Source organism: Lawsonella clevelandensis (assembly GCF_003241315.1).
In the GTDB taxonomy this organism is placed as follows: Bacteria; Actinomycetota; Actinomycetes; order Mycobacteriales; family Mycobacteriaceae; genus Lawsonella; species Lawsonella clevelandensis_A.
The window spans coordinates 1-22131 of the sequence record NZ_QFOZ01000003.1 but is presented as its reverse complement, the minus strand read 5'-3'; the positions used below and the strand labels follow the sequence as shown (position 1 = coordinate 22131).

Here is a 22131-nt window from a genome sequence, read left to right as displayed (position 1 = left end):
ACTAGCCGACGTGAATATGGGGGCGCCGGTCACGATTAGGCTCGGCTCGCCGCAATACTTCGTGAGTAACGGACGCAACCTCACCCTGTCCCCAGAAGAGGAAGCGACCAAGCGACCGAGTGGGGCTAATATTGGCCCACTCGAAATATGCGTCCGGGACAACACCAGTAACATCTCGGATGTAGAGCAGAACTGCAGCGATAGCATTGGGCACACCTGGCGCATCTACCCACAGCACGCGGTGTTTACCGCGCATACGGCCATGAACTTCAAGGACTGTGTCGAAGTCTGACGCATCCTTCACATTCACTTCCAAGAAGACAATTGGTACGTCGTCCTCAATATTGGTAAGACGCCGCTGAATACGCTCCTTAATAACATATTCATCCTGTGCAAAAGTCTCTGGATCATGCGCCACGATGACAAGGCGGTCACGCCGTTTCGCGGCTTTCAGAACCTGCTGAGCATCCTTATCGAAAACAATGTCCTGTACACGTAGCTCATAGGCACGGTGAATACGGGATGCGAAAGAAACACCCAGAATAGCAGCAATAAAGACGGCCGCAATCTGGACACCTTCGGGGCGTTCCACGATATTCACAATGGTTGTGTAGACGAAGACACACGTCGTAATCGTGAACCCGACAAACTTACCCCACTCTTTGTTCTTCCACGCTGATAGGGCCACCGCATAGCCCGCAGAAGTGATAAGTACCAGAACACCGGTGGCATAAGCGGAACCCTGGTGGTCAACGTCAGCCTTGAAAAGAATGGTGACAAAAATGGCGACGAAGCCGAACACCATAGCCAGCGGACGAGTGTGTGCCGCCCACTCGGGTGCCATACCGAAACGAGGCAAGTAGCGCGGCACCAAGTTCAACATGCCGGCCATTGCAGACGCCCCAGCGAACCAGAGAATGAGAATGGTAGCAATGTCGTAGACCGTTCCCATACCGTTGCCCATATAGTGGTGGGCAATATAGGCCAATGCGCGCCCGTTAGCTTCTCCACCCTCCTGCAGCGCTTCTGCAGGGATAAGAGTAGTAGTAATGATGGACGACGCAATGAGGAACGTACACATCGTGAGAGCCGCTACCGTCATCATGCGACGGACACCCTTAATACGATTGTTAAGACGTTCCTGCTGGGTGCCCTCGCCACCTTTAATCTGCGGCATAACAGCGACGCCGGTTTCAAAACCAGACAGGCCAAGAGCCAGCTTCGGGAACACGATAAGGGAGATACCCAACATCACCCACGGATTACTGTGCTGGGCTAATAAAGCTGTGTGCCAATCGGTTACATAGTGGGGGTGCGTGATAAGAACATACAGACCATCACCCACCACGACAAGATTGAGAACCAGGAAGACGGATACCAGTATTACCGACAGGTTGATGGCTTCTCCGAACCCGCGGAGGAACACGCAGGTAAGAACAACCAGCATAAAAATGGTGATGGGGACATTCTGTCCTTCAAAACATGCCGGCGTATAGGGGTTCTCGATAACGTGCGCTGTTGCGTCAGCCGAGGACAGCGTCATGGTGATGAGGTAGTCCGTTGCGGCGAAGCCAAGAAGGACAAGAACGAGAATCTTGCCGCCCCACTTAGGGAGTAGCCACTCAAGCATGCCGATGGAACCAGCACCATAGGGGGATTCTTTCGCGACACGCCGGTAGATAGGCAAGGCACCAAAAACAGTGAGGAGTACCAATACGATAGTGGCGAACGGCGCCAAGGTACCCGCCGCCAAGGCAGCAATACCGGGCTGATAACCGAGAGTGGAGAAGTAGTCGAGACCCGATAGGCACATGACTTTGTACCACGGATGACGGTGTGCATCGTGGATAACACGACCGTGCGGACCTTGGAGCGTGGCGGGCTGCTGATCAGCATCAGAAAGCCACCAGTCCCGCATACGTTCTCCGAGTTTACGGCTATCGCGGCCGTCTTCTGGCGAAGATTGGTTCACGTGTGAAAAACCTACTCCTATTTTTGGTAATACAAAATCCCCCCTTATCTTCTTTTTTCACAACACCGTATAAATCCTCAAAAAAATACTAAAAATAGCACGTCAAAACATATTTTTAAGTACATTAAGAGTTTTTACAAGAAGATGACGGAAGAGTTAAAAATACTACCTAGCGAGAAGTGGCGTCATCATACCGAGGTCCATAGAGACGATCCCCAGCATCGCCTAATCCCGGCACAATATACGCATCCTCGTTCAAACCATCATCGAGAGCAGCCGTCACCAACCGTACCGGCAATCCAGACTCCTCCAACGCCTTAACACCCTGCGGAGCAGACACCATACAAACAGCCGTAATATCCCGTGCCCCACGGTCGACGATAAGTTTTAAGGTGTGCAACATAGAGCCGCCCGTCGCCAGCATTGGGTCAATAACGAAGACATTTTGCTGTGAAAGGTCATCGGGGAGGGCTTCCAGATAAGGAACAGGCTGGTGGGTTTCCTCGTCACGAGCCATACCCACAAAACCCACTTGTGCATCGGGAATCATTGATAGTGCCGCGTCTACCATTCCCAAACCAGCACGAATAACGGGAACAATCAGCGGCGGTTGAAGCAGACGATGCCCAGTGGTGGGCGTTAACGGTGTGGTAATGGAAATATCTTCTACCGGCAAGTCGCGGGCTGCTTCATACACCAGCATTTGTGCCAATTCTTGCAGGGCAGCGCGGAACTGGGCATTGGTGCTTCGCTCATCGCGCATAGTGGTAAGGCGAGCAAGGGCTAAGGGGTGATTAATGATCGTGACATCCATGCTTTTTATCTTGGCACATTTACCCCCTATTCATGATGTTGACAGAACGAAACACCGAACACGACGGAGTATGCCAAAACATGGCAGAGCATACTTTCTCAAAAATTTTTTTGGGGAAATTTTCTTGGGGGATGGAACCTTCAGTAACAGAAGCAACGTCATATTAGTTAACGTTCGCTCATAAGAAGGGGAAGCATGTCACTTACTCATGTCTCAGCAAATATCCCCGCAATTTCGGCATTTGGTAAAGCTCTCGGAGCCACCGGTGCTGAACTCGCGGCAGAAAAAGGCCTCTTAGAAGCCACATCTAGTGCCATTATCCTCCCCTCTTTGGGGGTTATTGCCACCGAATTCGCACTAGCCTATGAGGCTGCACACACGGTGCACAATGCAGGTTTTGCACAAGTTGTTGCCGATTTAGAGGACAGTGCCGCCCGCTCTGCAGCCACTAGCGCTGCCTACCTTGCCACTGAAAAAGCACATAGGGACACGATCGCTAAGGAAGGCTTGCTATGACAGATCCCCTCACTCTGGCCCTGCCCATGATACAAACACTGGCCACGATGGGAGCATCTGGGTCTTTGGAGCTCACCAGCGCGACCGGACTACATATTTCGGCTAGTGCTAGCTATACCCCCACGTCCTCTGGCGCCAGTGCGTCACAGCAAATTCAACAAGCACCTCATCTCAAGCTACCGCTTGGTTTACCAGCTGTACCATCATTAGACCTCACAGGCCTGCATGGATTGACCTCCGCCCTCCAACAAACAGGAAAGGCTTTTGGTGCAGTTACGCATGCGGTGGGAAGTGCCACTCGCCAAATAGCATCCGCATGGACGGGAACCGCTGCACAAGCTGCCCAGAAAACTGTTAAAACTATTGCACTGCACTCTGACGAACTAGAAGAAAAACATGCCGAGCTGGCCGCCGCCACCAGCGAAGCAGAAGCCATTGTCGCAAGAGCCAGCTGCGAAATAGCTGCCGTTATCGCTAAATTTCTCAAAGAAGCGAATGACACAATTGCCGCTACGGCAGAGACCATCATTGGCCCCATCATTGAAGTTACCGAAGAAGCTCTGATAGCATGCCAACAAGTAGCTGACATCTATATGCGGGCACTGAGTGAACTGCAAGGCCCTACCCAGAAAGCTCTCGCAACGGCCCATGACGCCTACCTGAAGAGCGATATTAAACTACCTCTTGCAGTGCCCTCACCACACTCCATGGCAGAAATTGCCGGCGCCACCCTTACACCCACACTGCCTACTATTAAAGGCAGAGCAAAGATTCATGGTCACACGAACATAGACGTGCAGCTCGGAGGAAACTCCTTCACTGAGCACGTCGCCTGGGGGCAAGATCCCGATGTACGTGCAGATGCCACAACAACACAGGCTCCACCGGCCCACACCTCATCCGTGGCGTATTCTGCTGGTGCCGCTACTACATACTCCGGACCCACTGGTATGCAGACGGGATCTCCCAGCTCTACCTATTCCGGAACTGGTGGAGGAGCTGGTGCAGTAACCAGTGCAGGAACTGGTGCGCCGGCAGCCACCTCAATTGGTGCACACTATGCATCAGGAGCACAGTATGCGTCAGGGTACACTGCTTCATCGGCACACACGTCTAATACTTCCGACGATACCAACGGTTACTGTGTTACGGCGGATGGAGAAGTACCTATCACTCTCCCCAATGGGCATACCGTGTACGCTCCCAATGCGACCGCTGCTACCGCCATAAAATCTGCTCTTACACAAGTAGGCGTGCCCTATGTGTGGGGCGGAACTACCCCCGGTGTTGGTTTAGATTGCAGCGGACTCACACAATGGGCCTATCAGCAAGCTGGTCTAGAGATAGGCCGCACTACCTGGGATCAGGATAATAATCCGCAGATTCCTGTAGAAGAAGCACTTCCTGGGGATCTCCTTATATGGGATGGGCATGTTGCCATGTTCCTTGGCGACGGTCTCATGATTGAAGCTGGCGATCCCGTCGCAGTTACCCCCGTTCGCACCGAGAACGCCGGCATGGCGTTTGAAGGTGTCTTCCGACCCTGGCTAAAGAAGAAATAGTACGAGGCAACAATGAAGGAAAATACTTACTGCACCGCTGATCGAACTATCACTATTACATGCACGACCGATGGGGAACTCCGCGATATCGAATTACGCGGGAACCTCTCCCCCACCCGTCTGTCGCATGAACTATGCCGACTGCATGCTAAGGCCATGCCGGCGCGGCAAAAGACCTACAACAGTAGAAGAATCGATATTACGATGGCGCAGCTGAGCGAGCCACCTATTCCGGCACTAACACAACTGTATGATGCCCTCCGGGAAAGCATGGCAACGTTAAAAGAAGCTAGTAATAATCTCCAATCGCATGCCAGTGAAGGAGAAAACGACGCTGTGCGCGTCACCATTTCTGGATACGGCTGCCTTACCTCTGTTACGTGTAAAGAAGATGCCAAAACTCTATCGGCACAAGCCCTTGCAGAATCTATTATGGATGCTTACCAGCGCGCAAAAACAATGACTCTCTCCTATTCCCAGCAATGGGATAAGGAACTCACTGAGTCTCTTGAAAAGATTAACCCCATTCGGGTAACGCAGTCGTAAAAGTTCTTCTTAAGATATGGCAGTCACTCTGTAACTCCCGTAGGCTGAGGGTATGTCTGTAGCTGATATTGTTCCTGTAGCACTGGGTCTTCCCTCTGGAGACTTCATTACTCTCTGGGCACCAGCCTGGCGGGAAGATGGAGAAGATTGGGAAGCCATGCTTGGCCTCGACGAAGACCTCTATGGTTTCGCCACTCCCGCCCAACTTGCCGCCTTCCTCCGTTCCGGTGCAGCGAATGATCTCCAAGATCACCCATCGTGGGAACACACTGCACACCTTCCCGTTCTTGAACTTGATCCCGATGAGGAACACTCCTATGACCTCGTAGGAGTCCCAGAATTACTATCCGAGAACCCCACTGAGGAATCTGTTCTAGAACTCGACGACTGCTTCACTATGGCGCGCACCATCGGAAGCATCTGCGATATTCCCGAAATTGAAAAATTCTTCCGCAAGCACGGAGATCTGGGAGCCACATCTGGCGGTATTGATAATTTCTATGGCCGTGAAGGCTCACGCGAATGGACTCGCATTGGCAAAATTATCAGCAAACATTGGGATGATGTTCTCAACCTCATTGATGAGCTTGTGACCACTCCCGCAGTTGACGCTAGTCTTGTTGCAGCTGCAGAAGCAGAATTAGAGGAGGCTCGCGCCCTCGCCGCAGAACGAGAAGACGCAGACACGGCCGCCGGACTACTCGGAGACGACGACTGGGAGCCCGATGACGATGAAGACCCCTTCTGGGCAAGTATCGGCATCGACCCCGTTAAAATCATTCTTCCTACCGGCACCCGCTTCACTCTCCGCTGCTACATCAATGACAAGCCCCTCTTCCTCGGTAACGATGACCACATCTTCGGCTTCACAAGCCAACGAGGCATGCTGCGTTTCCTCTCCGAGGAACCTGACCACAGCATGTATAAACTCCCCGGATGGGACCAGGTAGTTTTCCAAGCAGGCAGTGGCGAACTGAATGTTCGCCCCACCGACGACAATATTTACTCTTTCGTCCGCCTACCTAAGCAGATAAAAAACGGCCCCATCGACGTTGACAAGAACCAACTCGATCTAGCGGTAGAACTACTCCTCGATGCCGAAGAGTACCTCGACACTAACGTTGTTGATCCTGCTCTAGATAGCTCCACCCGTCTGGGATCGTATGTAGAGTCCATCCTCGATGACGATACTGACACAGACACCCCCTCCGAGCCCTACGATGATGTTGTCGAAGAATGGGACAAACTTGTCGACTGGCTCAACGGCATTGTAGAAAAGCACTAAATCTTCACTGCTATAGGGATGTCCTGCAAAACTAGAATCTCTGTAGGAAAACACCTGCAGGACAAAAACTCTACAAAATAAAGATGTTTTGCAGCACAGTCCATAAAAAGTGTTAAAGGTGGTGGCCACTCCATTAACGGAGTGGCCACCACCTTTTCGTTCAGTCTCTACGCTGCATAGTATCTACACTACGAGTAGCTACACTATGCAGTTTTCACTGTGCAGTGCTTATCGCAGTGGACGCAGGAAACCAATCTGCTCGTACACTCTATCCAGTACCGGAGCAGAGCATTCGCGAGCACGTTCCGCACCACGCTGCAGGATTCGCTCCAGTTCTGCACGGTCAGACAGAATCTCGTCAACACGAGTACGCAAAGGAGTAACAAAATCCTCCAGCGCTTCCGCCGTATCCTTCTTCAGGTCACCGTAGCCATGTCCCTCATATTGGGACACTAGCGTATCAATATCGGTGCTGGTGAGGGCGCTCAGAATGGTGAGGAGGTTGGAAACGCCTGGCTTCTTCTCACGATCAAAAGCGATAACGCCATCATTGTCAGTAACGGCGGAACGAATTCTCTTCGCCGATACTTTCGGATCATCAAGTAGGTTAACAATGCCCTTGGGATTCTTCCCCGACTTCGACATCTTGGAGGTGGGATCCTGCAGGTCATAAATCTTCGCGGCACCCTTGATAATAAATGCTTCCGGAAGGGTGAAAGTGCGACCGTACCTATTGTTGAATCGTTCAGCGAGATTACGCGTCAATTCAACATGCTGCCGCTGATCTTCACCCACGGGGATAAGCTGTGGGCTGTAGAGAAGAATATCGGCAGCCATCAGAATGGGATAGTCGAATAGACCCACCGTGGTCTTGTCCCGACCATGCTTTTGAGATTTGTCTTTGAACTGCGTCATACGGCTAGCTTCACCGAAACCAGTCATGCAGTTAAATACCCAGGTCAGTTCAGCGTGCTCAGGAACCTGGGACTGGACGAACAGTACTGACTTTTCCGGATCCACACCCAGTGCGATAAGCTGCGCAGCCGCACCCCACGTACGTTCCCGCAGTACTTTAGGATCCTGCTCGACGGTGATGGCATGCATATCGGGGATGAAATAGAATGCATCGTAATCATCCTGTAGATCCACCATCTGTTTTGCAGCACCCAGATAATTACCTAAGTGGAAGGAATCTGCAGTGGGCTGTAATCCAGAGAGAATACGTTGACGACTCTCTGGTTTCTTGTCGTTGTCGGTCATACTTATTCAGCTATCTATCTATGGTCGAAATGTGAAAGAAAGAATGCGATTTTCAGGTTACTCGCGTTAGAGCATGAGATGTAATAGTGCTCCCCTGGACCATGCGCACTACCCCTCAGAGGACGATATCCCTAGGTGGTGCTACTTGTAGGTGACAGTGACAGGTGCATGATCAGACCAGCGGAGGGCGTAGGCGTCGGCCCGCTCCACGCGCGCTTCCTGCAAATGGTCGACCAGTCCGGGGGTGATGGCCTGGTAGTCGATGCGCCACCCGGCATCATTGTCGAAGGCCTTACCGCGGTAGCTCCACCAGGAGTACGGTCCACACCCCTCGGGCTGTAGATAGCGTTGCGCATCGGTCCAGCCGGTGGGGTTACCAGCTGTATCAACGCCCACTCCGTTGGGTCCGAAAAGGCTGGTCATCCATTCACGTTCTACGGGGAGAAAACCCGATTTAGTGGTGTTGGCTTTAAAGTTTTTCAGGTCTTCTTCGCGGTGGGCGATGTTCCAGTCGCCACAGACTACTGTCTGCGGTGCTGTTCCTGCCGAGACATGAGTTGTGCGCTGGTTGAGGAAGGTAGCGAACCCATCCATGAAGCGATACTTCTCATCCTGCCGCGGGGTGTCGACTTCACCGGAGGGAAGGTAGAGGGATGCAACGGTGAGGAGATCCCCGTCGACGGCACCAGCAAGGCGCCCCCCAATGGGGAAGTCCGCTTCAATGTAGCGCCCGGCGTCAGCGAATTCTTCCACATTGATGCCCGTCCGTACTGCAATAGGCTCTTGCCTGCTGAGAATACCGACCCCTGCGCGTCCCTTGGCGGCGGCTTCCTGCATGGAGAAATACCAGCTGCCACCATTGTCGACAAGTGCTGGCGCTAGTGCGGTCAAGGCTTGTTCCGGGGTGGCACGCACTTCCTGGATACACACCACATCGGAGGACGTGGTGTTGAGCCAGGCCAAGAAGCCTTTATTCTCTTCAGAGCGGACGCGGGTGGCGGCGCGAATGCCGTTGACGTTAACGGAGGTGACGGTAAAACTCACTCATTACTACTTTCTCTAGTGTTCATAATCTCTAGTGCTCACCCACCGACTGTTCTTGCTCCGCGGGTTGGTCTTTGCCCGATTTAACGAAGTACACGGCAACAAGCAGGAAAACGAGCCCCACTGCCCCAACGGCAGCACCAAGAACTGCCGGAATGATGTACATATAGTCTCCACCGAGATGGTGCTGCACAGCTTGAGCGGAGACAAACGACCCAATGATATTGGCGAGGCACAGGGAAACATGATTCATCGATGAGGCCAAATTCTGGGCGTCACCAGCATGTTTAATAAGACGCACCTGCATGGAAGCAGAGAATGCTCCTGCCCCAAAAACACCCACCAGGAATACTTCAATAAAAAGTGTGACGGGCGTTTTCACCATCAGCGGGGAGAATGCCAGAATCGCAACAAAACACCCCATGACAATGGGAAAAGCCCCCTCAGGGAGCCGATCGGAAAGATGACCTGCGAGGAATGTTCCCACCAAACCCCCTATACCAATGAGCATCATAATGATGGGCATAACAGAGGGACTCATTTTGGTGATGGTCTCAACGGTACGGGTGACGTAGGTGAGGAAACCATAGAAGCCGCCGAACCCGAAAAGCCCAGCGAAAAGAGTAAGAAGCACTTGCCTATTCTTAAAAAGACCCAGTTCCTGCCGGGGGTTGGAGGGTGCTATATCGTCCATGGGGGGCAGCCATATAAACATGGCGGCACATGCTAATGCTCCACAGAGAGCGATAATTCCGAAGGCGTAACGGTAGTTGAGGGACTGCCCCACCCACGTTATCAGCGGCACCATCACCAGGTTGGCAATGGGGACACCCAGGAGAGCATTCGCCACTGTTCGGGCAGTTTTCCCAGGTGGGGCAAGATAGGCACCCACCAAGGCGGTAAGACCATAAATAGCGCCGTGGGGGATACCGGCAATGAATCGCCCTGCTAGCAGCACCCCAAAATTTGGGGCACACAGAGTAAGCACATTGCCCACCACCTGCGTGGAGATAGCCACCATCAACAATTTTTTCCGATTGAGATGGACGAGGACAACCGTGAAGATAGGTGCCCCCACAATAACCCCCACCATGTAGAGGGTAATGGCGTAGCCCAGGGTGGACTCTGTGGTCATTCCTACATGGCGCCCCACATCGGGCAGCAGGCTAATAATGGACGACTCAGTGCAGGCAGTGCCAATACCGCCCAGGATAAGGGCAATAATGGCCCACCGTATGGAGTGTGTGTCACGCACTACTTAGACCGCCATTTTCTTGCCAAGATTAGTGATAAGTGCTTCCATGAACTGCTCCGTGGTGAGCCATTCCTGGTCGTCACCAACAAGACGGGCGAGGTCCTTCGTCATTTGGCCACCCTCAACAGTGTCCACAATGACCTTCTCCAGTGTGTCCGCAAAACCGATAAGGTCTTTATTCCCATCCAGTTTGCCGCGGTGGGCAAGACCCCGCGTCCAGGCATAAATGCTGGCAATGGGGTTAGTGGAGGTGGGTTTACCGGCCTGGTATTGGCGGTAGTGGCGGGTGACGGTGCCGTGGGCGGCTTCTGATTCACAGATCTTTCCGTCGGGGGTGAGGAGGACGGAGGTCATGAGGCCGAGGGAGCCAAAACCTTGCGCCACAGTATCGGATTGGACGTCGCCATCATAGTTTTTGCAGGCCCAAACATAGCCGCCTTCCCACTTGAGAGAAGAAGCAACCATATCGTCGATGAGGCGATGCTCATAGTGCAGGCCAGCGGCTTCAAAATCGGCCTTGAATTCCTCGTCGTAGATGCGCTGGAAAATATCTTTGAACTGGCCATCATAGGCTTTGAGGATGGTGTTCTTGGTGGAGAGATACACCGGATAGTGCATGCTGAGGCCATAGTTAAAGGAGGCCCGGGCGAAATCCTCAATGGACTTAGTGAAGTTATACATGCCCATAACGACACCGCCGTCTTCGGGAAGACGCACTACTTCATGCTGGATGGGTTCGGAGCCATCATCGGGGGTGAAGGTGAGGGTGACGGTGCCAGCACCGGGGACTTTGAAGTCGGTGGCGCGGTATTGGTCGCCAAAGGCGTGACGGCCGATGACGATGGGTTTTTTCCAGCCGGGGACAAGGCGCGGCACATTGGACATGATGATGGGAGCGCGGAAGATAGTACCGCCGAGGATATTGCGAATGGTGCCGTTGGGGGATTTCCACATTTTCTTGAGGCCGAATTCTTTCACTCGGGCCTCATCGGGGGTGATGGTGGCACATTTAACGCCTACGCCGTGCTTCTTAATGGCGTTGGCTGCATCAATGGTGATCTGGTCGTCAGTGGCGTCGCGATTTTCGATGCCGAGGTCGTAGTACTCGAGATTGATGTCAAGGTAGGGAAGGATCAGATTATCGCGAATGTCTTGCCAAATGACGTGAGTCATTTCGTCGCCGTCAAGTTCAACAACAGTGCCATCGACGTGGATCTTCGACATTGATACTCCTTTGTGATGCAGTGCGGTGCAGTGTAGTGCAGTGTAGTACTGCGGCAGTGCGCTATACGAAAGCTACCTAATGGGTTGTTCTCTTTATATAGTACTGTGGCTTTCCACAGTACTTGTAACACAAGTCACATTAAATGGTGACGGTATGCCATAGCGCGGCAGCAGATCCTCGCAATGGGGAACCTAACGACCATATACATCTTGTGTCCACATAGCTGTCAACCTCAACGGGCTCTGGAGTTTCCATAGCCATGAGTTCCTCACGGCCGTCATTGCGGAGGGCATCTGCCAGTCCGAAAAGTGCCCCCAACGCCATAAGGCCTATCACTAATGACATGGATAGGGCGAAAGCGTGTGTGTATCCGGCAAGCGAATCGTTGTAGCACGTTGAGAAGAACACCAGAGTTACCCCCGCGATACCGATGGAGGAACCGATACGCTGCATGGTCTGTAAGACACCTCCGGCTGCACCGCCTTGTTCTACCGGGACCTCTGTTAGTGCAAAAGTCTGGTTGGGGCTGATGGTGATACCAGAGCCGAAACCAGCGATAGCACCACCGATAAGGATTCCCAACCACACAAACTTTTCAGGCAGTAGAACAGCCGAACCGATCATGAGAGCAAGCCCCACCATAGTGGAGATGAGCCCAATGAAAACCAGCCAACGGCCACAACGAGCCATCCATGTGGCAGAGCGCTGCGACCCATAAGCACCCATGAGGGCGAGAGGAACCTGGAGTAGGCCAGCGATCCAGGCCGCCATTCCAATTCCCTCCTGTAGGTACAGTGTGAGCACTACAAAAAGGCCAGTCCATCCCGCGAAAAAGCCTGTAGAAACTGCTGACCCTAGGGTGAAACCCTGGTTTTTCATGAGAGAACGAGGCATGACAACCTCGTGGTTATTGCTCTCTCGCCAGAGTTCCCAACTGGTGAAGAGAGCGCCGAAGAGAAGACCTACACCAATGAAATACCAGGGGGCATGTGCCACACCATAGGACGGGTCAGTTGCCAGAATGAAGGGCAGCATGAGGGCCAGTACACCCAGAGCCATCAGCACTAAACCGACAGAATCGAGATTGAGTTTAGAACCCTTTTCACGTTTCTGGCCTGCTGGTAAAAGTTTGGGCCCCATTACCAGAATAAAAATGGAGAAGGGGATATTGACAAGGAAGACGGAACGCCAACCCCAGTCCGGGCCGAGGCCGCTGACCAAAGCACCACCAAGAGCTGGACCAATAGCTGAGGAAATACTGACGACCATACCGAAGATACCGAAGGCGTGGGCGCGTTCTCTCCCCTGGAAAAGTTCTTGAATAAAGCCAATAACCTGCGGTGTTGTTACGGAGGCTCCAATGCCTTGTAACACGCGCATAACAACGAGAACTCCAGCGCTGGTCGAAAAACCGCAGGCCAGAGAGGTAAGCATGAATAGAAGTGAACCGAAAAGGAAAACAGGGCGTCGTCCGAGGACATCGCCGAAACGACCCGAAGGAACAAGAAGTAGACCAAACGCAACAGCATAACCAGCCACAATCCATTGGAATTGTGTCGGTGTTGCGTGCAGGGATTTTTCTATCGAAGGAAGCGCCACATTGACAATCGAGACGCTTAAAAGCCCTACGAAGCCTGCGGCCATAACAACGGAGAAGGCCTTCCAGGCCTCATTTCGCTGCTGTGGTTGTATCCGTTTTTTTGACATATATCCTTTCTATCGTATATAGGCGATTTAATTAAAATCATTCTGTGTTAAATACGTATTGAACTGCAAAAACACAGTAGTATACCCATATATTCATTAATAGAAAGACAACAGCAGAGAGCATTAAAGGCTTTTTCGCAACTTTTTACTGCAACAAATTAGTATGAGATGCGACACATCTACGATGGCGTCCTGCCCGTCACATTCCGTAACGACACAGCAGAACCTATAGACAGGCAGAACCTATAGAGACAGACTGTGTAAGCAATACGAACGCAAATTTGCTGTTACCACCACGTAGGATAAGACCCAGAGATAAACCTAGAGTCTTACTCCTACACTCACTAGCGCACTGAAAGCAGAGCACAAAGGAGGCGCAACGCCTGTGGAGTACAAATACGACAACACGGACTATGCTGACTGGGATTTTGACACCCGCGCAGTCCACGCCGGCCAAAAACTCGACTCAGATTACGGTGCGCGAGCCATGCCTCTCCACCTCACCACCGCCTTCGCCTTCGAAGACTGCCAAGACGGGGCAGACCGCTTCGCCCTCACCAAAGGCGGCCACATCTACACCCGCCTCAACAACCCCACCACCGACATGGTTGAGGAACGCATCGCCTCCCTGGAAAACGGCGTCGGTGCCCTCCTCTTCGGATCCGGCATGGCTGCTATCCTGGCCACCGTCGAATCCATTGCCTCTGCCGGGGACCATATTGTGTCCAGCCCCCGCCTCTACGGCGGCACCGAGACACTCTTCCGCCATACCCTCCCCAAGATGGGGCTGCAGGTTACCTTCGTGGAGGATCCGGACGATCCACAATCCTGGCAGGACGCCGTCCAACCCAACACCAAACTCTTCTACGGGGAAACCATCTCCAACCCCGCCAATGACGTGTTCGACATTCCTGCCATCGCCGACGTTGCCCACCGCAACCTCGTCCCACTAGTTGTCGACAACACCATGGCCACCCCCTACCTCACTCGCCCGCTTGACCTCGGCGCCGACCTAGTCGTGGAGTCCGCCACCAAGTTCATGGCCGGGCACGGTACCGTCATGGCGGGTGCCCTCATCGACGGCGGAAAATTCGACTGGACCGTCAAACGCAACGGAGAGCTCGTCTTCCCCGGCCTTGCCGCCCCCGACCCCGCCTACCATGGTTTTGTCTACACTGATGCAGGCCCCGGCGCACTCATTCTGAAAGCCCGCGTCAGCTTCATGCGGGACACCGGCTCCGGCATTTCCCCCTTCAACGCATGGGCCACCCAACTTGGTTTGGAAACCCTCTCGCTACGGATGGAACGCCACGTATCCAACGCGCAGAAAGTAGCGGAATGGCTGGAGCAGCAGGAACTTGTTGACACCGTCAACTATGCGGGACTGCCGTCCTCCCCCTGGTATGAGGTGCACAAGCGTGTCTGCCCGAAGGGTGCCAGCTCTGTACTGGCCTTCGATATTAAAGGATCGACGAAGGAAGCCTGGACATTCATCGATGCGCTGAAACTCCACACCAACCTGGCGAACTTGGGTGATGTGCGTTCCCTCGTCACCCACCCGGGTTCCACCACCCACTCGCAGCTGACCACCGAGGCGAAGAAGCACGCCGGTATTACCGACGCCACCATTCGCCTTTCCGTCGGCTTGGAATCCGTCGACGATATTATCGCCGACCTTCAGCGCGGATTCGACGCCGTCGCAGCGCTGTAATAGCGTGCTGCACTAATTACAGCTAACAACTAGCTACACTGGAATAGCTAGCAGGACACCCCGAAAGGAGGACAGGTGAACGCCGCCACCCCACACCCGCTGCTGCCGCCCGCAGACGGCACTCTTGGTTATGTGCGCATTGGGGACGTTCTCCTGGACTCCGGTGTCCTCCTCCCCCAGGTCGCTATTGCCCTGCAATGCTGGGGCACCCTCAACGCGGACGCCAGTAACATCATCCTCATTGAGCATGCCCTCACCGGCGACTCGCATGTGGTGGGACCCCAGGACGCACTCCACCCCACCGCCGGCTGGTGGCCCGGAATGGTCGGCCCCGACTGCCCCATCGACACCAACCGCTGGTTCGTCATTTGTACCAATACGCTGGGTGGCTGCCGTGGCACTACCGGCCCCTCCTCACTCCACCCGGACGGGCATTATTGGGGTGCCCGCTTCCCCGCCATTTCCATTCGCGACATGGTGCGTGCGGAGGCACAATTGGCGAATATTCTTGGGATTCGTCGTTTCGCCGCCGTCATTGGTGGCTCCATGGGTGGTGCCCGCACCCTGGAATGGATGATGATGTATCCGCAGCGGGTAGCGTCCGCCGGCGTTCTCGCTGTGGGGCCCTGCGCCTCCGCCGACCAAATTGGGTGGCAAACCACGCAGATTCTGGCCATCACCTCCGACCCGGCCTGGCAGCAGGGCGGCTACCACGGCACCGGCCGCGAACCCACCATGGGGTTGGGCATTGCCCGGCGCATCGCCCACCTCTCCTATCGTTCGGAGCAGGAGTTGGAGCGGCGTTTCGCAAATCGCCCCGCCCCCGGTGAAGATCCCATCGGGGAAGACCTGAGTATGCAGGGCCGCTACGCGGTACAAAGCTACCTGGACCACCAGGCGTCAAAACTCATTTCCCGCTTCGACGCCTGCTGCTATGTTCTACTAACAGACGCCCTGAACCGTCACGATATTGGGCGTGGGCGCGGCGGTATCCACCACGTATTAGAAACCTGCGAAGTACCAGCGGTTATTTGTGCAGTGGATACTGACCGCCTCTATCCCCTGCGCCAGATTGAAGAGCTTGCCGACCACCTTCCCTACTGTTCCGGGGTAGAAATCATTACCTCTGAAAAGGGACATGATGGGTTCCTGGCGGAGGCTGACCAGACCGCCGAGATTCTGCAGAAAACGCTTGCGCTTGCACAAGCTGACGAACAGGTACACGTGTAACAGCTGCTTCCGTGGCGCATTGCTACAGTATGCTGCCGCCGAGGGTAACTATGCTGAAACTATGCTAGACCGGTACCGTCACCACTAGGAAAAGCAGGGCGGTTCCCATTACTAGCAGGAAGATGACGTCAAACCGCTGCGAGCGTACCTCCAGCATTTCCACATAGTCTGCCGGTAGGAATGACCGCAGTGCAGCTGTCAGAAGAGCAGTACATGCCAGGATGGTCACTCCCCGCCGCCAATGCCCTGCCAGCACAAATACGGCCGAAACGATAAGTAGCAGCACGACAATGAGGAACGCTACCTGGCGGCGCCACCATTCTTTATCGTGCTTGAAGATGCCGATGAACCAGTCCCGGAACGGCGCCCAGCCGCGGGCTGCCACCCCATAGCGTTCTAGATCAACATCGGCAATCACATCATCGGGGGCTTCAACGCGACCCGTCGGTGCTGGCTCCGGCGGGAAGGCCGGGTTCACAAGCTGTGGTTTATCGTCCAGAAAGTGCTTCTCGCGCGGCTTCTTAACCTGCCGTTTTTTGCCCCGCCGCGGTTTCCGCAGGGACGTCACTCCGCAGCCATCCGTTCACAGCGTTCCACCACGTTACTAACAAGGAACGCACGAGTAAGCGGACCCACCCCACCAGGGTTGGGGGACACATAGCCGGCCTTCTCCCACACATCTGGGTGAAGATCGCCCGTCAGTTTGCCGTCCACGCGGGAAACACCCACATCCAGGAGGGCGGCGCCTTCTTTAATCATGTCGGCAGTAATCATGTGTGGTTGGCCAGCTGCGGCGATCACAATATCTGCAGCGCGTGTTTCCGCGGCAAGATCCTTCGTCCCGGTATGGCAGAGAGTAACAGTGGCGTTCTCCGTGCGGCGGGTGAGCATAAGCCCAATGGGACGCCCCACCGTAATACCGCGGCCCACCACACACACTTTGGCGCCGTTAAGTTCCACGCCGTAGCGGCGCAGCAGACCAATGCACCCGTTGGGGGTACAGGGCAGGGGTGCCGGCTCCATCAGAACAAGTTTCCCCAGGTTTACGGGGTGCAGGCCGTCCGCATCCTTAGCAGGGTCGATGAGTTCCAGAATGCGGTTCTCGTCGAGGTGTTTGGGCAGTGGTAACTGCACAATATAGCCGGTGCAGGCCGGGTCCTCATTGAGTTCCCGGATGACGGCTTCAAGCTCTTCCTGAGTGGTATCAGCTGGTAGATCCTTGCGGATGGAGTGAACACCGACCTTCTCACAATCCTGGTGCTTCATGCGCACATAGGAGTGAGAGGCGGGGTCGTCACCCACCAGTACAGTAGCCAAACCGGGGACAATACCCTTCTCCCGCAGCGCCGCTACGCGCTTGGTAAGGTCGGCAAAGATTTCGTCACGGTATTTGATTCCATCAAGTTTTACTGCAGTCACGCTTCTCAGTATTCCATGTTCGGCCACAAAGCGGATACCCAAAAGCTATCGCAGCGGAGGCGATCTGCTTGTCATACATGGAAGGTGCAAGAATGGAACCATGTCTGGTGCCAATATCCGTATTCTTTTCGCCCGCCCCTGTATTCCCCCCAACACGGGTAACGCTATTCGTACTTCCGCAGTAACCGGCTGCGAGCTGCATCTTGCGGGGCCACTCGGTTTTGATCTCTCCGATAAGCACCTGCAGCGAGCGGGCCTGGACTACCACGACATGGCGCATGTTTTTCTCCACCATGATCTTGACGTCGCCCTCGACGCGCTCACCGGCGGCCCCGACTCCCCCGCCGCCCAGGCAATGCCGGCGGCTGCCAGCCGCGAACCCGGGCGCGTCTTCGCATTCTCCGCCCGCGGCACCCACCACTATGGGGACATAAATTACCGCCCCGGCGATGTTCTTCTCTTCGGCCCGGAACCCACCGGGCTTACCGATGCGGAACTAGTGGACCCGCGCGTTACCGAAGTGGTGCGGATACCGATGCTGCCGGGACGGCGCTCTATGAACTTGTCGAACACTGCCGCCATCGCCGTTTTTGAAGCATGGCGACAGATGGGGTTTGTGGACGGCATCTAGCATCCAACTGCTGCAGGCCGCAGGCTAGTTTTTGAATCCGTGTACCGGTGCCGGGATACGCCCACCGCGGTTAATAAGAGCATCCGAGGAATACGGCGATATCTCCATAATGGGGGCCTGCCCCAGCAACCCGCCGAACTCTACGGTTTCCCCTACTTTCATGCCGGGGACAGGGATCACGCGGACGGCAGTAGTCTTGGAATTCATAATGCCGATAGCGGCCTCGTCGGCAATCATGCCGGCAATACTCGATGCCGGTGCATCCCCTGGTACCGCCACCATATCGAGGCCAACAGAGCAGATAGCCGTCATCGCCTCCAACTTCGCCAGGTTGATAGCACCCAGCTCGGCAGCCTCAATCATGCCCCTATCTTCCGACACCGGAATGAAGGAACCAGACAAGCCGCCCACATGGCTGCAGGCCATCATGCCGCCCTTCTTCACAGCATCATTGAGGAGGGCAAGAGCTGCAGTTGTGCCATGCGCACCAACCCGCTCCAGGCCAAGCTCTTCCAGAATGCGGGCAACAGAGTCCCCCACCGCAGCCGTCGGGGCAAGGGAAAGATCCACAATTCCGAAGGGAACGTCTAGCCGCTCGGAGGCGATACGTCCCACCAGCTGCCCCACCCGAGTGATCTTGAACGCCGCCTTTTTAATAACCTCTGCGGCGGCACCGAAACTAGCATCCGGATAGTTTTCCAGGGCGCGTTTAATAACACCCGGGCCGGATACGCCCACCGACACCACACAGTCGGGTTCTGCCACACCATGGAAAGCACCCGCCATGAAGGGGTTATCTCCAACAGCGTTTGCAAAAATGACGAGTTTTGCCGCACCCAGGCCCTGCTGGTCGGCCGTCAACTCCGCGGATTGTTTCACAACGTGGCCCATGTGCCCCACCGCCGACATATTAATACCAGCACGCGTAGACCCAATGTTGACCGACGAACACACCAACTCAGTCTCGGCCAGAGCCTCCGGAATGGACGACATAAGAATATGGTCACCGGTCGTGGAACCCTTCTCCACCAGCGCAGAAAAGCCACCAATAAAATTCACGCCCAGAGTATGCGCAGCCCTATCCAACGTGCGGGCAAACTCTACATAATTATCCTCACCACTTGCCGCCGCAATAAGAGAAATAGGGGTGACGGAAATACGCTTATGGATAATCGGAATACCGAGTTCCCGCTCAATCTGCTCACACACGTCTACTAGCCGCGCCGCCCGCGTCGTCACAGTATCGTAGATTTTCTGGCGGCACCGGTCACCATCACTATCGATACACCCCAGCAGGGAAATACCCATAGTGACAGTGCGGATATCGAGGTTTTGTTCCTCGATCATGCGGATAGTTTCGAGAATGTTCTCAGTAGTGTCCATACTCATCGGATACCCGCCCCTTACAGCCGATGCATGGCATCAAAAATAGCTTCCGACTGGATACGAATATCCAGCTTCTGCTCCCCACCCACCTCAGTGAGTCGCTCCTGCACAGTGCCAATGGGGCGCACAGCATCATCAAACTCGCACTGCATAATCATGGTGAAATAATCCCCCATGAGCGTCTGCGACATATTAAGAATGTTTGTATCCAGTTCAGCTAATGCTTGTGCCACGGCAGCAACAATGCCCGTGTGGTCAATTCCGGTAACAGTAACGATGGCTTTCATGGTCACTATCCTATCTGCCAGCAAGTAGCGGAGCGAGCACCACAAAAGGCGTCACGCAAAGCTATCGCGAACCCCTACATGAACGCCAGGGCATTTATTGCGCTGGTTCGTTATTCACACCAGCCCATTATTTGCGCCAGCCCAGTATTCCACGGTGAAATGGAGGAATGTTACGCATTGGTTCTTTGGAGCTCGCCTCCCCCGTTGTCCTCGCCCCGATGGCGGGAGTAACTAATGCTGCCTTCCGCGTCCTCTGCCGCGAGCAGGAACTCGCCCGCGTCGGCGCTGTTTCCGGCCTCTACGTATGCGAGATGGTGACGGCCCGCGCGCTAGCAGAACACCACCCCGCCACCCTGGATTTGATGCGGTTCGCCCCCTCGGAATCCCCCCGCTCCGTGCAGCTCTACACTGTGGACCCCGAGTGGACATACCGGGCGGCGCGGATGATCGTGGACAATAACATGGCCGACCACATCGACATGAACTTCGGCTGCCCCGTCCCCAAAGTCACTCGCCGCGGCGGCGGCTCCGCCCTCCCCTACAAACGCCGCCTCTACCGGGATATTGTGCGGGCTGCCGTGCGCGCCACCACCGGCACAAACATTCCGGTAACAGTGAAATTCCGGGTAGGTATTGACGACGACCACATCACCTATCTAGATGCGGGCCGTATTGCGGAAGATGAAGGCGCGGCCGCCGTCACACTGCATGGCCGTACTGCGGCGGAACGCTACTCCGGCCACGCCCATTGGGAAACAATTGCCACATTGAAAGAACACGTCACCTCCATTCCCGTGTTGGGCAATGGGGACATTTTTGCTGCCGCGGATGCCACCGCCATGATGGAGCAGACGGGCTGCGATGGTGTGGTCGTAGGCCGCGGCTGTTTAGGACGCCCCTGGCTGTTTGCGCAGATTCACCAGGCGTTGGCGGGTGATCCGGTGTCGCCCCCACCCACATTCGGGGAAGTGACACGCATTATGCTGCGCCACGCTGAACTGTTGGCGGATTTTCATGGGGAGCTCAAGGGCTGCCGCGACCTGCGGAAGCATATTGCCTGGTACCTGCATGGCTATCCAGCGGGTAGGGACCTTCGCAAACAGTTATCGCTCGTCTCTAGCGTGGCGGAAATTGAAGAGTTGTTGGCACCGTTCTTCACGAGTGACGCACTGCCGGAAAACCCGGATGCGCCGCGGGGACGGCAAGGCTCCGCCGCCGCCAAGGTAGCCCTGCCGGATGGGTGGTTGGATGATCCCGAACAGGATGATGTTGTGGTCGACGACCACGAGCTGCATTCCGGCGGCTAGCAGTACTTTTAAAATTTCATCTCTCCTTAAACTTCTTTTGCTGCATGCCTCTTAGAGTTTCCGTATGATGGGCATATGCGTACTGCTTATCAGCATCAACTTGATACTTTAAAGACCCACCTGCAGGATCTTCTGCAGCAGGCCACCCGGAATTTGCAGCTAGCTACCAGCGCACTTTTAAACGCTGACTTGTCTGCTGCAGAGCAAGTGATTAGCGGTGCTGACAAGCTAAGTGTGGACGCCCACGAGATGGCTTGCTTAGCGCTTGATCTACTAGCATTGCAGGCTCCTGTTGCAACTGACCTGCGCCAGATTGTGTCTGCACTGAACTCCATTAGCGATGCCCGGCAGATGACTGTCCACGCTCTACACATTGCGGATCTGGCCCGCGACCACCACCCGGACTGCTGCGTCCCCGATGAGGCAATTGACCTTATTGAAGCTATGTCGAAACTTGCCACCGCTGAGGGACACACCGCAGTGCAGGTACTGGATGAGCTAGATATTGATACTGCCCGCTGGTTGGGTGAGCGCCACCTCCGCATGCGTGATTACCGGGAGGCAGCGCTTGCACTTGTTCGCACATCCAGCTGCACATTCACGCCTCACCAAGCGGCGGATTTAGCTCTCCTAGCCCACTACTTAGAGCGTTTCGGAGACTACGCAGTGGACTCCGCACAACGTGTTATCTACCTGGTGACCGGCGAGGATCCTGAACTGGATGAACTATCCGATACCACCCAAGAAATCGCAGACCAGTAAAGATAACCCATTCGGTAAGTCACTAAAAGTGTGTGGCCTGTATCTTTTAGAAGAGTCAGGCCACACACTTTTATTTTGTTTATCTATTCTTTTTACTCACGCTTCCTCGACAATGATTCCCTTCCCACTCGCATTAATTGAGTGGTGTCACGTACCCGGTATTTGGTGACTAGTTCAATGTTTAGCGTCCGGTATGGTGTTTAGCGTCCGGT

At 54.7% G+C, this 22131-nt stretch carries 20 protein-coding genes; 9 read left to right on the top strand and 11 right to left on the bottom strand.

What is annotated here, in order from left to right; all coding sequences use genetic code 11:
- Nucleotide 1 precedes the first annotated feature (1 nt).
- Both DI579_RS03345 and upp read right to left on the bottom strand, forming a co-directional pair.
- On the bottom strand, nucleotides 2-1918 hold the full coding sequence (locus tag DI579_RS03345) for an amino acid transporter (RefSeq protein WP_290599012.1): 1917 nt from the start codon (nucleotides 1916-1918) through the stop codon (nucleotides 2-4).
- Between the two features lie 223 nt (nucleotides 1919-2141).
- Entirely contained in the window at nucleotides 2142-2786 is a 645-nt protein-coding gene (gene upp / locus DI579_RS03340; protein WP_290598967.1) for a uracil phosphoribosyltransferase, read from the bottom strand.
- 195 nt (nucleotides 2787-2981) lie between these two features.
- On the opposite strand from upp, the gene DI579_RS03335 reads away from it, so the two are divergent.
- Genes DI579_RS03335 through DI579_RS03320 form a run of 4 tightly spaced genes read left to right on the top strand, consistent with a single transcriptional unit; the run spans nucleotide 2982 to nucleotide 6695 of the window.
- Nucleotides 2982-3302 (top strand): hypothetical protein, encoded by a 321-nt coding sequence (locus DI579_RS03335; protein WP_290598968.1) that lies wholly within the window; start codon nucleotides 2982-2984, stop codon nucleotides 3300-3302.
- Nucleotides 3299-4864: an NlpC/P60 family protein gene (locus DI579_RS03330; RefSeq protein ID WP_290598969.1), complete on the top strand. Its 1566-nt coding sequence runs from the start codon at nucleotides 3299-3301 to the stop codon at nucleotides 4862-4864. The genes DI579_RS03335 and DI579_RS03330 overlap by 4 nt, the downstream gene beginning before the upstream one ends.
- Nucleotides 4865-4876: 12 nt before the next feature.
- Nucleotides 4877-5410, top strand: a complete 534-nt coding sequence (locus DI579_RS03325) for a YbaB/EbfC family nucleoid-associated protein (RefSeq protein WP_290598971.1) — start codon at nucleotides 4877-4879, stop codon at nucleotides 5408-5410.
- A 52-nt stretch (nucleotides 5411-5462) separates the two neighbouring features.
- A complete protein-coding gene (locus DI579_RS03320; protein ID WP_290598973.1) occupies nucleotides 5463-6695 on the top strand; it encodes a primosomal protein in 1233 nt (410 codons plus the stop codon).
- Nucleotides 6696-6923: 228 nt separating this feature from the next.
- Here DI579_RS03320 and trpS read toward each other — a convergent pair whose 3' ends face one another.
- The 5 genes from trpS to DI579_RS03295 form a co-directional block, all read right to left on the bottom strand.
- Nucleotides 6924-7955, bottom strand: coding sequence for a tryptophan--tRNA ligase (gene trpS / locus DI579_RS03315; RefSeq protein WP_290598975.1), 1032 nt, complete (start codon nucleotides 7953-7955; stop codon nucleotides 6924-6926).
- 141 nt (nucleotides 7956-8096) lie between these two features.
- Nucleotides 8097-8999, bottom strand: coding sequence for an exodeoxyribonuclease III (locus DI579_RS03310; protein ID WP_290598977.1), 903 nt, complete (start codon nucleotides 8997-8999; stop codon nucleotides 8097-8099).
- A gap of 31 nt (nucleotides 9000-9030) precedes the next feature.
- Nucleotides 9031-10254: an MFS transporter gene (locus DI579_RS03305; protein WP_290598979.1), complete on the bottom strand. Its 1224-nt coding sequence runs from the start codon at nucleotides 10252-10254 to the stop codon at nucleotides 9031-9033.
- A 3-nt stretch (nucleotides 10255-10257) separates the two neighbouring features.
- Nucleotides 10258-11478 (bottom strand): NADP-dependent isocitrate dehydrogenase, encoded by a 1221-nt coding sequence (locus DI579_RS03300; protein WP_303678692.1) that lies wholly within the window; start codon nucleotides 11476-11478, stop codon nucleotides 10258-10260.
- Between the two features lie 139 nt (nucleotides 11479-11617).
- Nucleotides 11618-13186, bottom strand: coding sequence for an MFS transporter (locus DI579_RS03295; RefSeq protein ID WP_303678691.1), 1569 nt, complete (start codon nucleotides 13184-13186; stop codon nucleotides 11618-11620).
- Nucleotides 13187-13571: 385 nt separating this feature from the next.
- Here DI579_RS03295 and DI579_RS03290 point away from each other — a divergent pair, with 385 nt between their 5' ends.
- Nucleotides 13572-14897, top strand: coding sequence for an O-acetylhomoserine aminocarboxypropyltransferase/cysteine synthase family protein (locus DI579_RS03290; RefSeq protein ID WP_290598986.1), 1326 nt, complete (start codon nucleotides 13572-13574; stop codon nucleotides 14895-14897).
- A 75-nt stretch (nucleotides 14898-14972) separates the two neighbouring features.
- Nucleotides 14973-16127 carry a homoserine O-acetyltransferase gene (locus DI579_RS03285; protein ID WP_290598988.1) on the top strand — a complete coding sequence of 385 codons (1155 nt, stop codon included), beginning with the start codon at nucleotides 14973-14975 and terminating at the stop codon, nucleotides 16125-16127.
- A 64-nt stretch (nucleotides 16128-16191) separates the two neighbouring features.
- On the opposite strand, the gene DI579_RS03280 is transcribed toward DI579_RS03285, so the two are convergent.
- Together DI579_RS03280 and DI579_RS03275 are read right to left on the bottom strand one after the other, a co-directional pair.
- The gene (locus tag DI579_RS03280) at nucleotides 16192-16695 is read right to left on the bottom strand and encodes a DUF3017 domain-containing protein (protein ID WP_290598991.1); all 504 of its coding nucleotides are present in this window, start codon (nucleotides 16693-16695) and stop codon (nucleotides 16192-16194) included.
- Nucleotides 16692-17546, bottom strand: coding sequence for a bifunctional methylenetetrahydrofolate dehydrogenase/methenyltetrahydrofolate cyclohydrolase (locus DI579_RS03275; protein WP_290598993.1), 855 nt, complete (start codon nucleotides 17544-17546; stop codon nucleotides 16692-16694). Before DI579_RS03275 ends, DI579_RS03280 begins: the two co-directional genes overlap by 4 nt.
- 100 nt (nucleotides 17547-17646) lie before the next feature.
- Between DI579_RS03275 and DI579_RS03270 the strand changes: the two genes are divergently transcribed.
- Nucleotides 17647-18177 carry a tRNA (cytidine(34)-2'-O)-methyltransferase gene (locus tag DI579_RS03270; RefSeq protein ID WP_303678690.1) on the top strand — a complete coding sequence of 177 codons (531 nt, stop codon included), beginning with the start codon at nucleotides 17647-17649 and terminating at the stop codon, nucleotides 18175-18177.
- Between the two features lie 24 nt (nucleotides 18178-18201).
- Here the strand turns inward: DI579_RS03270 and DI579_RS03265 are convergent, their stop codons facing one another.
- Together DI579_RS03265 and DI579_RS03260 are read right to left on the bottom strand one after the other, a co-directional pair.
- The gene (locus tag DI579_RS03265; protein WP_290599013.1) at nucleotides 18202-19560 is read right to left on the bottom strand and encodes a PFL family protein; all 1359 of its coding nucleotides are present in this window, start codon (nucleotides 19558-19560) and stop codon (nucleotides 18202-18204) included.
- A gap of 20 nt (nucleotides 19561-19580) precedes the next feature.
- On the bottom strand, nucleotides 19581-19850 hold the full coding sequence (locus DI579_RS03260; RefSeq protein WP_290599014.1) for an ACT domain-containing protein: 270 nt from the start codon (nucleotides 19848-19850) through the stop codon (nucleotides 19581-19583).
- Nucleotides 19851-20017: 167 nt separating this feature from the next.
- Here DI579_RS03260 and dusB point away from each other — a divergent pair, with 167 nt between their 5' ends.
- Together dusB and DI579_RS03250 are read left to right on the top strand one after the other, a co-directional pair.
- Complete coding sequence (gene dusB / locus DI579_RS03255) at nucleotides 20018-21157, top strand: tRNA dihydrouridine synthase DusB (protein WP_290598997.1); 1140 nt, start codon at nucleotides 20018-20020, stop codon at nucleotides 21155-21157.
- 75 nt (nucleotides 21158-21232) lie between these two features.
- The gene (locus DI579_RS03250) at nucleotides 21233-21919 is read left to right on the top strand and encodes a phosphate uptake regulator PhoU (RefSeq protein WP_290598999.1); all 687 of its coding nucleotides are present in this window, start codon (nucleotides 21233-21235) and stop codon (nucleotides 21917-21919) included.
- The last annotated feature ends 212 nt before the right edge of the window (nucleotides 21920-22131 follow it).